Here is a 12,734-nt window from a genome sequence, read left to right as displayed (position 1 = left end):
GGTTGCGGCGCGAAAGGGCCAACCTGCTGGTTCAGTCCTCCCCGACCACGGACAGGTCGTCGCCGAGGGCCGCGGCGATGGCCGCGGCGCGCGAGTGGTCGCCCAGCCTGCGGGTGAGGTAGGCGCAGGCGTGGTGGTGGGTGAGTGACCACCAGGCGGCGGAGCCCCCGATGCCACCCTTCGCGATCTTGCCGCGGTCGCGGATGAATCCGAGTGTCCAGGTGAGCCTGGTGCCGAAAACCTCGTCGTGTCCGGTGACCTGGGATCTCAGCAGCTCCGCGTGCAGGTGTGGACCGAGTAGCTGACGCAGGGGCCCGTCGTCGCTGGTGAGGTGGGCAAAGAAGCCGGCCATGGCGGTTGCGGTGGTGTGCAGGTTGACCGCCGCGAAGACCGACTGACGCCAGACCCTGGAGTTCGCCTGCGTGGTGCCGAGCACGCCTGCGGGTATCTGCAGCCACGGGGCCGCGTGGAGTTGAATTGGCCAATCCGGACTTGCGTACTCCAGGTCGGCGACGCGGTCCAGGGCGCCGTCCGGTACGCCGAACCACGCGTCCAGCCCGAGTGCGGGGCGTACGACGCCGTCGTACACCTCTTGAAGTGTGCTGCCGGTGGCGGCGCGCAGGATGCCGTCGATGAGGTGGCCATAGGTGAGCGCGTGCTCTCCCAGCGACGTGCCGGGTACGTACTCGGGTGCCGCCCCGGCCAGGCTCGCCCGGAGCGCGGCGTCGTCGAGCAGGTCGAGTGTGGCGGCCTCGGCCGGGAACCGGGGTTGACCCGCCTGGTGGGTGAGCACCTGACGTAGCGTGGTCCGTTCCTTGCCTCTGGTGCCGTATTCCTTCCAGTAGGTGGCGATCGGCTCGTCCAGGGACAGCGCGCCGTCGCGGACGGCGATCAGGGCGGCGAGCGTGGCGAAGGTCTTGGACAGTGAGAACGGCTGCACCAGGGTGTCGGCGCGCCAGGGACGCCGCCGTTCGGGGTCGGCCCAGCCGCCGCTGAGCCGGACGACCTCCCGGCCGTCGCGCCAGACCGACACTCCCGCCCCGGTTTCCCGACCGTCGTCCAGTAGTTGTTGGAAGACCTGGCGCACCGCGTCGTACCCGTGCTCGGCGAACCCTTCGACCTGAACCATTTCCGCCTCCCCGCTTCACGGCAACTGACTGCTGCGGGGCCCCGGGACAGGCGATGGTCGTTCCGGCGGCACCGCAGACAGCCTCTGACGGCACAGACGCACCTCGGACAGATCGAGGCACGCCCTTCGCAAACTTACCCCCCGGGGGTATGTGAGGCAATGGACGACGCCGGAGACGACGGGCGGTTTCGGGCTTTTCGCGGTCAATGGCATTGCGCGGACCAGGCTGGGTACGCCGCCGAGTCCGGAGAAACCAGTCCCAAAGGGGAAATTTCACTCCACCCCTTGCACCTATACCCCCGGGGGGTATATTGGCCACGACGATAAGGAGGCGATGAGATGCGCCAGGACGTAACAAGCGATGGTTCGGGCCGGCCGGCGAGCGAGCATGATCAGCACGCCGGTCACGGTGGGCATCAGGGGCACGACAAGCACGCCGGGCACGACCCCGAGATCTTCCGCCGCAAGTTCTGGCTGAGTTTCGCGCTGACGGTGCCGATCGTGGTCACCAGCCACATGGTGATGGACTGGTTCGGGTACTCGCTCGACTTCCCCGGCATGTCATGGGTCGGGCCGGTGCTCGGCACGGTCGTGTTCTTCTACGGCGGCTGGCCGTTCCTGGTCGGCGCGGTCCGCGAGCTGCGCGACCGCGCGCCCGGGATGATGCTGCTGGTCTCGATGGCGATCACCGTCGCCTACGTCGCGTCGCTGGCCACCACCGCCGGAGCGTTCGACCTCGACTTCTGGTGGGAGCTGGCCGCGCTGGTGACGATCATGCTGCTCGGGCACTGGCAGGAGATGAAGGCCATCGGCCAGGCCCGGGGTGCGCTCGCCGCGCTGGCCGCGTTGCTTCCCGACGACGCCGAACGCGTCACCGACAGCGGCGTCCAGCGGGTTCCCGTGGATCAGCTGCGCGTCGGCGACGTGGTGCTCGTCCGCCCCGGCGCCCGGGTGCCGGCCGACGGGCAGATCGTGGACGGCAGGGCCGAACTCGACGAATCGATGATCACCGGCGAGTCGCGGCCAGTGCCGCGAGGTGCCGGCGACCGGGCGGTCGCGGGCACGGTCGCCACCGACTCCGCGATCCGGGTACGCGTCGACGCGATCGGCGAGAACACCGCCCTGGCCGGCATCCAACGCCTCGTCGCCGAGGCGCAACAGTCACAGGGGCGGGCCCAACTGCTCGCCGACCGGTTCGCCGCCTGGCTGGTCTACATCGCCACCGGCGCCGCCATCCTCACGTTCGTCGTGTGGTCCGCGCTCGGCGACGTCAACGAGGCGGTGATCCGTACCGTGACGGTCCTGGTCATCGCCTGCCCCCACGCCCTCGGCCTGGCCATCCCCCTCGTCATCGCCCTGTCCACCGCGCTGGCCGCGAAGTCCGGCATCCTGGTCAAGGACCGGCTCGCGCTGGAACGGATGCGCACCGTCGACGCGGTGCTGTTCGACAAGACCGGCACCCTGACCAAGGGCGAACATGCCGTCACCGCAGTCGCCGCGACCGCCGGCGGCAGCGAGGACGAGGTGCTCCGGCTGGCCGGGGCGGTCGAGGCGGACAGCGAGCACCCGCTCGCCCGCGCGATCGTGGCCGCCGCCGCCCGACACGGGCAACCGCTACGGGCGACCGGCTTCGAGTCGCTGACGGGCCGGGGGGTACGCGCCACCGTCAACGGCGCCCAGTACGCCGTGGGCGGCCCCGCGCTCCTGCGTGAGCTCGGCGCCGACGTCCCCGACGACATCATTCACGCGTCCGGGCAGTGGTCGGACCGGGGAGCGGCGGTGCTCTACCTCGCCCGACTCGACGCGACCGCGAAGATCGTAGGCGCACTCGCCCTCGAGGACGAGGTACGCCCGGAGGCCCGGCAGGCGATCGACCAGCTCCGACGGCTGGGCGTCGGGAAACTGATGATGATCACCGGCGACGCCCGCCCGGTCGCCGAGGCTGTCGCCGCCGACCTGGGGTTCCGGCCCGGCGTCGACGAGGTGTTCGCCGAGGTCCTGCCGGCGGACAAGGACGACATCGTCGCCGACCTGCAACGGCGCGGGCTGACCGTGGCGATGGTCGGCGACGGGGTGAACGACGCTCCCGCCCTGGCCCGCGCCAACGTCGGCATCGCCATCGGCGCCGGCACCGACGTCGCCATCGAGTCGGCCGGGGTCGTGCTCGCCTCCTCCGACCCCCGCGGCGTCACCGGGATCATCCGCCTGTCCCGCACCTCGTACCGCAAGATGATCCAGAACCTGGCCTGGGCCGCCGGCTACAACGTCATCGCACTCCCGCTCGCCGCCGGAGTGCTGGCCTGGGCCGGTTTCGCCCTGAACCCCGCCATCGCCGCCGTCCTGATGTCGGCGTCGACGATCGTCGTGGCACTCAACGCGCAACTACTCCGGCGGGTACAGCTCGCGCCGACCGAACAGTGAGATGGTGTTCGGCGCTCCGCGCGAGGCGCGGTCGCGGGACCGCCGACGCCGACGTCCGGAGTGTGTCACGGCCCCGGGAGCCGGTGCTCAACCAGTTGGCAGAAGCACCGGCGTTGTGTTCGGGGCGAGCGCGCCCGCTACGGCCGGCGTGAATTCGGTGATCAACCGCCAGATCACGGGTGCACCGGCAGCGGCTGTGGCGGCGACGGTGGGATCGGTCTGCCGCAGGAAGGCGAGGTGACGGCAGGCATGAACAGCGACGTCCACGGGCCGGATCCCGGCGGGGGCCGGGGCGAGGGGATCGTCGGAACCGAGCACCGGCGTGCGTTCGATCGGCGTCGTGGGAACGCCTGGACGAGGGTCGGGTAGTGCCACGTAGGTGACGGTCAGGCGGCGGCCGGCGAAGCGCCACGACGTGGAGTGCAGGAGCCCGTCGAGGCGGCCCGGCGGCAGTTCTGCCAACGACCGCGCGACGACGTCGGGGTGTTCGTCCCGCAGCGGCGCGGCGGTGGCCCGGAACCGTAACCCGTCCTGGTCCGCGCTGATCAGGAGCACCTCGACGACGACGGTCGGGAGCGGCAGCGTCGTCGGTGCGGCGGTGATCTGCGGTGGCGGTGGCACCTGGTCAGCTTAGGCAGGAGGCCATCTGGGCCTCGGTCGGTCCCTGAGGGATTCACCCCTGCCGGGGGTCGGGGCGGACCGCTCAGGCGGCGGAGGCATCGGCGGGCACGGCCACCTCCCATTGCGTGCCTGCCCGGGTGTCGTGGATGGTCAGGCCGGCGGCTGTCAGGGCCGCCCGGATGCTGTCCGCAGCCTGGTACGCCTGTTCCCCGCGTAGCCGCTCGCGTAGCGCGAGGAGCGGTTCCACCAGGGGGCGGAGCCGGTCGTGTGGGTCCCGAAGACCTACCGCGGCGGCGTGTCCGAGCCGCACGATCAGGCTCCGGAGCACCGCGCGGGCCTGGGTGGTGCCCTCGTCCTCGTCGGTGTCCGCCCCCCAGACGCCGATCGTCTCCTCGAGGTCGAGGACGGCTTGCACCATGTCGTCGGCCGCTCCGGCGAGCCGGGCCGCCTCGAAGCGCCGCTCGCAGTCCAGGGTCACCTCCGGCAGGGGCGCCGGTCGAGCCGCCCGTGACGGTTGGCCGGGGACACCGTCGACCCTCCCCGCGGCGAGTCGGTCGCTGCGGGTCAACGCGCACAGCTCGGCCAGGCTCAGGGTGGCGCCGGCCGTCAGTACGCGGCTGCGGCCGGCGCGGCGTACGGTCAGGCCACCCCGGCCGGTGATCTCCACGCTGCCGCCGAGCAGGTCGACGATCACCGCAGTGTGTTCGTCCACCCCGAGAATCGCGGCGTCGGCCGGCAGTTCCCGTTCGAGGATGGTCAGGCGGCGTTCTCCCAGGTAGGAATAGCGGGTGTCGTGGGTTCCGCCCTCGGTGTTGTCGTAGTGCGGGATCACCACCACCTGGAGATCAAGGCAGGCGAGCAGGTTCAGCCCCTCGCGCCAGTGCGGCGCGGCTCCGACCTTGTAGATCTCGTAGACCGGCACGGCGAGACACCCCATCGTGGCGGCGGCGGCCGAGGCGAACACGACCGCGCCTCGCGGGTGTCGGATCCGTTCGGCGAGGGCCGCCGCGACGGGCTGTCGATGCCAGTGGTCAAGGGCGTAGGACGGGCTCCCCGGGCCGGAGAAAACCCAGTCCGCGGTCTGCACCATCGCCAGGCCCCGGTCAGCATCCGCCGATGCCTGACCGCGCATGCCCGGTGCCACCGACACCCGCAGCCCGACGCTGCGGTGGAAGTACTGCTGCGCGCGGGCGGAGATGTCGGCGACATTCTCCTGAAAGCCGTACGGCGTCTCAAGGAGCACCGCGTTCGGCCGGTCCGGCGGCAGCCGGTCGACCACCGCCCGGTGAACGCTGACCATGGTCGGGCTGGTCTCGCCGGATCCCATGATCGCGAGCAGGCCGCACTCGACTCGCTGCATGAGCTGCCTCCTCGGCCAGACCCCAACCCGCGACCATCTCGGACCGTAACCCACCGAAGTGGTGATGTCACTCCAGTCCGCTCCCGCCCGGATCCCGACCGGCTCACGCCGGGTCAGCGCGGGTCGTGCTGCTCCCCACGCGCCCGCCGGTGCTCGCCGGCCGCCCGGCCGTGCGCACGGGCGAGCAGCCGGTCGACCTCGGGGAGCCGCCGGATGCCGGGGTTGAGCACGCACGCCCAGCCGTACGTGCCGTAGGCGGGGTGGGGCAGGACCTCGTCGCACCGGGTGAAGTCGATCCCCGACCGGTGGTCGGGGAGTTCTGCGGGCGGATAGCCGAACCGGCGCAGGAACTCCTCGCGGCCGACGTGCACGTTGAGACGGAAGATCCCCGGCCGGTCGAGGTGCGAGTCCTCGTCGAACCCGGGGACGTCGTGTTCCACGATGGTGGCGAACGGCCGGCGACGGTCGGACCCGACGAAGAAGAACCGGTCGCCCCAGCTCGCCTCCGGCGCACCGGACCGCTCGTCGGCCTGCACCTGTGTGACGTGCGGCAGCGCGACGATCCGCTCGACGAGCTCGGCCACGGCCGGTGCCGCCCGATCGCCGGAGGACTCAGGCAGAGAAGTCATGACCTTTACCGTATCGTTGACCCACCCTGTGAAGGTTTGGCGTTATCTGCTGCTTGGAGGCCGGGCTGAAGTCTCAACCGGGAGAACGCGGGCGTTCGTACCGTCCCGCGGACCTCGCCCGGGAGCACGGCATCTCCACCCAGGCGGTCCGCAACTACGAACGCGACGGGGTGCTGCCGCCGGCCCCGCGCACGCCGAGCGGCTACCGCGCCTACTCGACCCTGCACGCGCACGCGCTGCGCGCCTACCTCGCGCTCGTCCCGGCGCACGGCTACGCGACCGCCGGCGAGATCATGCGCGCCGTCAACGCCGGCGACGTGGACACCGCACTACGGGCGATCGACCGCAGCCACGCCCAGCTGCTCCGCGACCGGGAGACGCTCGACGTCGTCGAGGCGACCGTCGGGGTCCTGGCGGTCACCGGCGTACCCGCCGGGGCCGCACCGGCGGGTACGCCGGCCACGGGCCGGGCCGACCGTCCGCTGACGATCGGCCACCTCGCCCATCGGATCGGCGTGACGCCGGCCACCCTGCGCAAGTGGGAGCGGGCCGGCGTCCTCGTGCCGCAGCGCGGTCCCGACACCGGCCACCGGCTGTACCGGGTCGACGACGTCCGCGACGCCGAGCTGGCGCACCTGCTCCGGCGCGGCGGCTACCGGCTCGACCACATCGCCACGGTCCTGCGCCAGGTCCGCGCCGCCGCCGGCCCCGAGGCGTTGGCCGGCTCACTGGAGGGCTGGCGACGGCGGCTCACCGACCGGGGGCGGGCCATGCTCACCGCCGCCGCGCGGCTCGCGGACCACCTGGCTCTCGGCAGTTACCCGGATCACCATGTTGCCGTTCCGAAGGCGTAGCACCGGGTCTGCCGGGCGGTGCGGCTACCTGTCCAGGTCAGCTCGGCCCCATCAGGACGTGTGTCGAAGTCGGTGCCAGGGCTCGAGTTGACGCGCGGTCGGTCATTTCGGCAGGTTCGCGCTCGACTTGGCCAGCTGGTACGCCGGGAGCATCGCCTCGAACTCCTCGTCGTCCATCCCTCCGAGGGTGAGCATGAGCCGGCCGTGCGGGGTGGGGACCACGATCGCCCGCTTGCGGCTGCCCTCCTCGGTCCAGGTCGCCTCGAACGAGTCCAGCGGCCCGGCCTTGGTCCGGCGATACTGCGGGCCCTCGGCCTTGCTGCTGTACTCGGCGAGGAACTTGTCCACTGTGACCTGCGGGTCGAGCGGGGTGGCTCCCTCGATCTGCCAGACCCGGAGGAAACCGATGTGCCCGGCCGGCTTCGCGTCGATCTCGCAGAGCAGCAGGGCGGGGCCGGCCCGGTAGTCCGTCCCGGACCCGACCGCCTTCACCTTCCACTCCGGTGGCACCGAGAAGGTCATCGACAGCGGGCAGGCGCTGCCCTCGGGGCCGACCGTGGTGCCGGCCGCCGCCGGGGCGACATCGTCGTACCAGGGCGGGCCGGCCACGACCGGCGACGCGGTCGGGCTGGCCGGCGACGAGGGTGCCAGGGTGGGCGTCGCCTTGTCGGCGCAGCCGGCCGTCGCGGTGAGGGTGAGTGCGGCCAGTAGTACGGCCACCCGTCGGAACATCTGTCGTCGCCCCCGTCGTGGTTCGCGCCGCCGGTGTCGCGGCGACGGATGCTAACCCGCCCGCGCCCCGCCGTGCTGCCCACGCCCCGCCCTCGGCGCGGTCAGGTTCGGGTCCCCTGGGCCGTCAGGCGGCCTCCCGATCGGCGCGGGACCGCGGCGGGGCCGGTGCGGCGGACCGGGGGCGGGGTGCGGCCCCCTGGGTTCCGACGGCGCCGGCCCCCCGGGCCAGTTCCATGGCGCGCTCCGCGTTGTGCAGCGTCTCGCACGGGCCCTGCTGGCCCGCGCAGAGCAGGCTGCGGCAACGGCCGGTCTCGTCGGGTTGGTGGGCCTCGGCGACGTCGTACGCCAGGCGCCACAGCAGCGGGTCCGTCACGTCGCTCGGTGCGGTTGCGTCGTGACTGGACCGGTGGTGCGTTGTGCCGGACACGCGGGACCCCTCTCGTCATCGCTGTTCCTGAACGTTCACCTTCCGGGGGCGCGCTAAACCCTGCCGGGCGGGGGCGTGGGTCACACCCGCGCGGCGGCGTCAGATGATGAAGTGGGTCCAGTAGGTCAGCCAGACCACGAACAGGGCCCCCTGGAACAGGGCCAGGGCGGCGGTGAGCCAGGTGTCGACGGTGGCGCGGCGGGCCCACCGGGCGAGGGCCAGGGCGACCGGGAACGCGGCCAGCAGGTAGCGCAGCAGGCTCTTGTACACCGGCGGCCCCATCGACAGCGGCACCAGCACCACGATCAGGGTGTAGACCAGGTAGGGCAGCTCGGCGCGGCGGAACCCGGCGACGGCCACCGCCACGACGGCCAGGGCCAACCAGACCCGCGCGGCGTCGGCGGCCGAGCCGCCGGTCAGGCCGTGGTACGCCACCCAGAGCGGGTTCTGCACCCTGATCCCCCAGCCCCGCTCCTGGGCATGCTGGTAGGCGAACCAGTCCCCCGTCTGCCACCCGGCGAACGCCATGAAGGCGAGCCACCCGGCCGGCAGGAGCAGCAGCGGCCAGCCGAGCCGCAGGTACCGGCCGAGCGTGCCCGGGTCCAGCCGGTACGCGTGCTGGCGCAGCAGGACCAGGGCGAGCGGGACGACGACGAGGAAGCCGACCGACCGGCTCAGCGCGAGGAAGAAGCCGACGACGCCGACGAGCAGCCACCGCCGCCGCTCGGCGTACCAGAAGGCGGCGAGGGCGAGGCAGAGGAAGAGCGACTCGGTCAGCGCCGCCTGGAAGAGGAACGCGGCGGGCAGCAGCAGCAGGTACCGGACGAATCGCCGGGCCGCCGCGTCGTCGCCGCAGAGCCGCTCGCCGAGCCGGTGAGCGTAGTAGAGCTGGAACAGGAACGCGACGTTGGCGACCAGCAGCAGCGCCCATGCGGTGTTCCCGCCCAGCAGCGCGGCGACCGGCCGGGCCAGGAACGGGTAGAGCAGCGGGAAGCCGAACTCGCTCCACCCGCCGGTGAGCGGCAGCCGGGCCAGGTGGTCGTAGAGCAGGGAGTCCCAGGCGTACCAGAGGGAGAGCCACCGGTGCGGCGACATGGCGTCCTGCTGGGCGCGCATCGTCGCCTCGTCCACCGGGGGTGCCCCGGGGACCCCGTCCCAGGCGGTCAGCGCGGTCACGGCGACCAGCGACAGCACGAGCTTGGAGCCGACGAAGACGGCCAGTACGAACCCCCAGGGCGCGGGGACTCTGGCGGCCAGGCGGGCCGCCCCCCGCGTGGCCCGGCCCGGCCAGCCCCGTACGCCGGTCGGCCGGTCTTCGGCGTCTCCGCGCCCCTCGCTCATCTGGTGGTCCCCCGGCTCGTCCGCGACCGGCCGGGGATCCCCGCTCCCGGCCGGCTCACACCCGGCCGGCAGGTGAATTCGGCGGCGGACCGGGTAAGGGCGCTGCCTCATTCGGCAACTACGGGGGGCAGCACGGGCATGGGCGCGGAACCCGGCACGGTGGTCATCGGCGCGGGCCCGGCCGGCCTGACCGCGGCGTACGAGCTGCTCCGGCACGGCGAGCCGGTGCGGGTGTACGAGGCCGACGACGTGGTCGGCGGCATCAGCCGCACGGTGGAACGCGACGGGTGGCGCTTCGACATCGGCGGGCACCGGTTCTTCACGAAGGTGTCCCGGGTCGAGGCGTTCTGGCACGAGATCCTGCCTGACGAGGACTTCCTGCTCCGCCCCCGGATGAGCCGGATCTTCTACCGGGGCGCGCTCTACGACTACCCGCTCAACGCGCGCAACGCGCTGCGCAACCTCGGCCTGCGGGAGGCGGTGCGCTGCGTCGGGTCGTACGGCCGGGCCCGGCTGCGCCCGCCGAAGGACCAGTCGCACTTCGAGGGCTGGGTGTCGGCGCGCTTCGGCTGGCGGCTGTACTCGATCTTCTTCAAGACGTACACGGAGAAGGTGTGGGGAATGCCGGCGGACCAGTTGCAGGCCGACTGGGCGGCGCAGCGGATTAAGAACCTCTCGCTGTCCCGCGCGGTGTGGGCCGCGCTGCTGCCCCGGCGCAACCGCAGGGACGTGACCAGCCTGATCGAGGAGTTCCAGTATCCGAAGTTCGGGCCGGGGATGATGTGGGAGCGCTGCACCGAGCAGGTCCGGGCCCGCGGCGCGACAGTCAGCACCGGCACCTGGGTACGGGCGGTGCACCGCGATCCGGACGCCCGGCGGGTGACCGGCGTGACCGTCGCGGGGCCGGACGGCGAACGACGGGAGGAGGCCGCGCACGTCGTCTCCTCGATGCCGATCTCCGAGCTGGTGGCGGCGCTGGACCCGTCGGCACCGGCGGAGGTGCTCGCCTGCGCCGCCGACCTGCGCTACCGGGACTTCCTGACGGTGGCGCTGGTGGTGCCGGAGGAGTTCTCGTTCCCGGACAACTGGATCTACGTGCACGACCCGACCGTGCGGGTGGGGCGGATCCAGAACTTCGGCTCCTGGTCGCCGTACCTGGTCAAGGACGGCCGGACCTGCCTGGGCCTGGAGTACTTCGTCTTCGAGGACGACGAGATGTGGCGGCGGTCCGACGAGGACCTGGTCCGGCTGGCCACCGCCGAGCTGGAGCAGCTCGGCCTGGTCGCGCCGGGCGTCGTCGAGGCGGGCCACGTCGTCCGGATGCCCAAGGCGTACCCGGTGTACGACGAGCGCTACCAGCACAACGTCGACGTGATCCGGGGCTGGCTGGCCCGCGAGACGCCGAACCTGCACCCGGTCGGGCGCAACGGGATGCACCGCTACAACAACCAGGATCACTCCATGCTGACCGCGATGCTCACCGCGGAGAACATCGCCCACGGCATGACGCACGACGTCTGGTCGGTCAACGTCGAGCAGGACTACCACGAGCAGCGCACCGACGGGGGCGACGGCCGGCGGGGAACCGGTCGCGACGCCCCGACGGTCCCGGCCCCGCCCGGTGGCCCACGCCGACGACCGGCTGCCAGGGGCACATCTGGCCCGGTCACCACAACGCCGCCGAACTGACCGCCCTGGCCGACCACCTGACCGAGCGGGCCGCGCTCGCATGATCGTCTGCTGATTCTGGCGACTACGGCCGGCGTGTCGTCTCACTTCCCGTCAAACGATCATGAAGCGCCGGTCCGGCCTGTGCGGGTGACCACTTCGAGCGTTACCCGCACTCCTGCGGGGTACTGCGCTGGCCGGAACCGGTTGGCCGGGGGTGCGGCGCGCCGTGCCCGGGTCCGCCGTGGCGGCAGGCGGGCGGGCGGCGGGAGGCGCGGGATGCGGAGCTGGGAACGGAGCGTGGTGGGCCGGTCACGGGATCGGGTACGAGCTGCGGCTGACCGGCCGTGGGGCCGGGCTCAGGAATGGGTACGAGCCGCGGCGAACCGGACGCGGGACCGGGCGCGGGCGGCGGTGGGCCGGTTGCGGCGAAACTGGCTGGACGTGGTCGAGGCGGCCCTCGCGGCGACGGTGGCGTGGTTCGTGGCCTCCCGGCTCATCGGCCACCCGGACCCGTTCTTCGCGCCGACCGCGGCCCTGGTCGTCCTCGGCGAAGCGCGCGGGCAGCGGCTCCGACAGACGATCGAGATCGTCCTCGGTGTCGCGGCGGGGGTGCTGGTCGCCGAGCTGGTGGTGCAGGCCCTCGGCCCGGGCAGCGGAACGCTGCTGGCGGTTCTGGTGCTGACCATCGGCCTCATGGTGACGATCGGGGCGAGCAGAACCCTCGTCGTCCAGGCGGCGATCTCCGCGCTGTACCTGGTCGCGGTGGCCGCGCCGAAGGGCGACCTGGTGCCGTTCCGCTTCGTCGACGCGCTGGTCGGCGGCGCGGTGGCGCTCGCCGCCAGCCAGCTCACCGTGGGCCGCAACCCGCTCGCGCCGCTGGTCGCCGAGGCGCGCCGGACGTTCGCCGACCTCGCCGAGGTGCTCACCCGCATCGACGAGGCGCTGGCGCGGTGCGACGAGGTGGCGGCCCGGGCGGCGCTGGAGCGGGCCCGCGAGGTCGACGGCTGCGTGGAGCGGCTGCGGACGGCGGTGCAGGCATGCGGCGAGACGCTGCGGCTCGGCGTGCGCCGCCGCCGGCACCTGGGCCGGGTCAGGGGCGTCGAGGCCACCGCCCGGCAGCTCGACTACGCGGCCCGCAACATCCGGGTGCTGGCCCGCGCCGGGGTCACGCTGGCCCGGCTGCACGAGGCCACCCCGCCCGAGGTGGGTGCCGCGATCCGCGCGCTGGCCGAGGCGGTACGGGCCGCCGGGGCGGCGCTGGCCACCGACCTCGCCGGCCGGCAGGAGGCGGCCCGGCACGCCGAGCAGGCGGAGGCGACGGCACTCGAAGCGGTCCGAACCGCCGCCCAGCTACTCAGGTCCAACCCCCCGCTACCGGTGGTGATGATCATCGGACAGATCCGCGCCACCGCCATCGACCTGCTACGCGGCGTCGACGGAGAAGACGACTCGGTACTGACCCGAGTGGACCAGGCCCTCTCCCCACCCACCCCGACCCCAGCCCGCTGACGTTGAGCAAGAGGCGTGCTCTCAGGACCGGAGCCTGACG

General features: G+C 72.7%; 11 protein-coding genes. 4 read left to right on the top strand and 7 right to left on the bottom strand.

Translation table 11 applies throughout. The features are described from left to right. Positions 1-31: 31 nt before the first annotated feature. On the bottom strand, positions 32-1,129 hold the full coding sequence (locus tag ACH4T9_RS14855; RefSeq protein WP_396672863.1) for a serine hydrolase domain-containing protein: 1,098 nt from the start codon (positions 1,127-1,129) through the stop codon (positions 32-34). Between the two features lie 339 nt (positions 1,130-1,468). On the opposite strand from ACH4T9_RS14855, the gene ACH4T9_RS14850 reads away from it, so the two are divergent. Next, positions 1,469-3,550, top strand: coding sequence for a heavy metal translocating P-type ATPase (locus ACH4T9_RS14850; protein ID WP_396672864.1), 2,082 nt, complete (start codon positions 1,469-1,471; stop codon positions 3,548-3,550). 87 nt (positions 3,551-3,637) lie between these two features. Here ACH4T9_RS14850 and ACH4T9_RS14845 read toward each other — a convergent pair whose 3' ends face one another. The 3 genes from ACH4T9_RS14845 to ACH4T9_RS14835 form a co-directional block, all read right to left on the bottom strand. Further along, positions 3,638-4,171, bottom strand: coding sequence for a hypothetical protein (locus ACH4T9_RS14845; RefSeq protein ID WP_396672865.1), 534 nt, complete (start codon positions 4,169-4,171; stop codon positions 3,638-3,640). 82 nt (positions 4,172-4,253) lie between these two features. Then, the gene (locus tag ACH4T9_RS14840) at positions 4,254-5,531 is read right to left on the bottom strand and encodes a hypothetical protein (protein ID WP_396672866.1); all 1,278 of its coding nucleotides are present in this window, start codon (positions 5,529-5,531) and stop codon (positions 4,254-4,256) included. Positions 5,532-5,644: 113 nt separating this feature from the next. After that, on the bottom strand, positions 5,645-6,160 hold the full coding sequence (locus ACH4T9_RS14835; protein WP_396672867.1) for a DUF6194 family protein: 516 nt from the start codon (positions 6,158-6,160) through the stop codon (positions 5,645-5,647). Between the two features lie 53 nt (positions 6,161-6,213). Here ACH4T9_RS14835 and ACH4T9_RS14830 point away from each other — a divergent pair, with 53 nt between their 5' ends. After that, positions 6,214-7,014 (top strand): TioE family transcriptional regulator, encoded by an 801-nt coding sequence (locus ACH4T9_RS14830; protein WP_396672868.1) that lies wholly within the window; start codon positions 6,214-6,216, stop codon positions 7,012-7,014. A gap of 102 nt (positions 7,015-7,116) precedes the next feature. Here ACH4T9_RS14830 and ACH4T9_RS14825 read toward each other — a convergent pair whose 3' ends face one another. From ACH4T9_RS14825 to ACH4T9_RS14815, 3 genes are all read right to left on the bottom strand, one after another. Continuing rightward, positions 7,117-7,734, bottom strand: coding sequence for a lipoprotein (locus ACH4T9_RS14825; RefSeq protein ID WP_396672870.1), 618 nt, complete (start codon positions 7,732-7,734; stop codon positions 7,117-7,119). A gap of 136 nt (positions 7,735-7,870) precedes the next feature. Next, positions 7,871-8,119 carry a hypothetical protein gene (locus ACH4T9_RS14820; RefSeq protein ID WP_396672871.1) on the bottom strand — a complete coding sequence of 83 codons (249 nt, stop codon included), beginning with the start codon at positions 8,117-8,119 and terminating at the stop codon, positions 7,871-7,873. A gap of 153 nt (positions 8,120-8,272) precedes the next feature. Next, on the bottom strand, positions 8,273-9,514 hold the full coding sequence (locus ACH4T9_RS14815; protein ID WP_396672872.1) for a hypothetical protein: 1,242 nt from the start codon (positions 9,512-9,514) through the stop codon (positions 8,273-8,275). 138 nt (positions 9,515-9,652) lie between these two features. Between ACH4T9_RS14815 and ACH4T9_RS14810 the strand changes: the two genes are divergently transcribed. Both ACH4T9_RS14810 and ACH4T9_RS14805 read left to right on the top strand, forming a co-directional pair. Further along, the gene (locus ACH4T9_RS14810; protein ID WP_396672873.1) at positions 9,653-11,203 is read left to right on the top strand and encodes an NAD(P)/FAD-dependent oxidoreductase; all 1,551 of its coding nucleotides are present in this window, start codon (positions 9,653-9,655) and stop codon (positions 11,201-11,203) included. 393 nt (positions 11,204-11,596) lie between these two features. Then, positions 11,597-12,694, top strand: coding sequence for an aromatic acid exporter family protein (locus ACH4T9_RS14805; protein ID WP_396672874.1), 1,098 nt, complete (start codon positions 11,597-11,599; stop codon positions 12,692-12,694). Positions 12,695-12,734: the final 40 nt, after the last annotated feature.

The sequence above is a fragment of the Micromonospora sp. NPDC020750 genome, from assembly GCF_044334565.1.
Lineage (GTDB): Bacteria > Actinomycetota > Actinomycetes > Mycobacteriales > Micromonosporaceae > Micromonospora.
The sequence above is the reverse complement of the archived record's forward strand: the minus strand, read 5'-3'. Positions and strand labels throughout refer to the sequence as shown.

Bases quoted from the DNA above. Each gene is read 5' to 3' on its own strand.
- ACH4T9_RS14855 (WP_396672863.1), bottom strand. From the start codon at position 1,129: ATGGTTCAGGTCGAAGGGTTCGCCGAGCACGGGTACGACGCGGTGCGC.
- ACH4T9_RS14850 (WP_396672864.1), top strand. From the start codon at position 1,469: ATGCGCCAGGACGTAACAAGCGATGGTTCGGGCCGGCCGGCGAGCGAG.
- ACH4T9_RS14840 (WP_396672866.1), bottom strand. From the start codon at position 5,531: ATGCAGCGAGTCGAGTGCGGCCTGCTCGCGATCATGGGATCCGGCGAG.
- ACH4T9_RS14835 (WP_396672867.1), bottom strand. From the start codon at position 6,160: ATGACTTCTCTGCCTGAGTCCTCCGGCGATCGGGCGGCACCGGCCGTG.
- ACH4T9_RS14815 (WP_396672872.1), bottom strand. From the start codon at position 9,514: ATGAGCGAGGGGCGCGGAGACGCCGAAGACCGGCCGACCGGCGTACGG.
- ACH4T9_RS14810 (WP_396672873.1), top strand. From the start codon at position 9,653: ATGGGCGCGGAACCCGGCACGGTGGTCATCGGCGCGGGCCCGGCCGGC.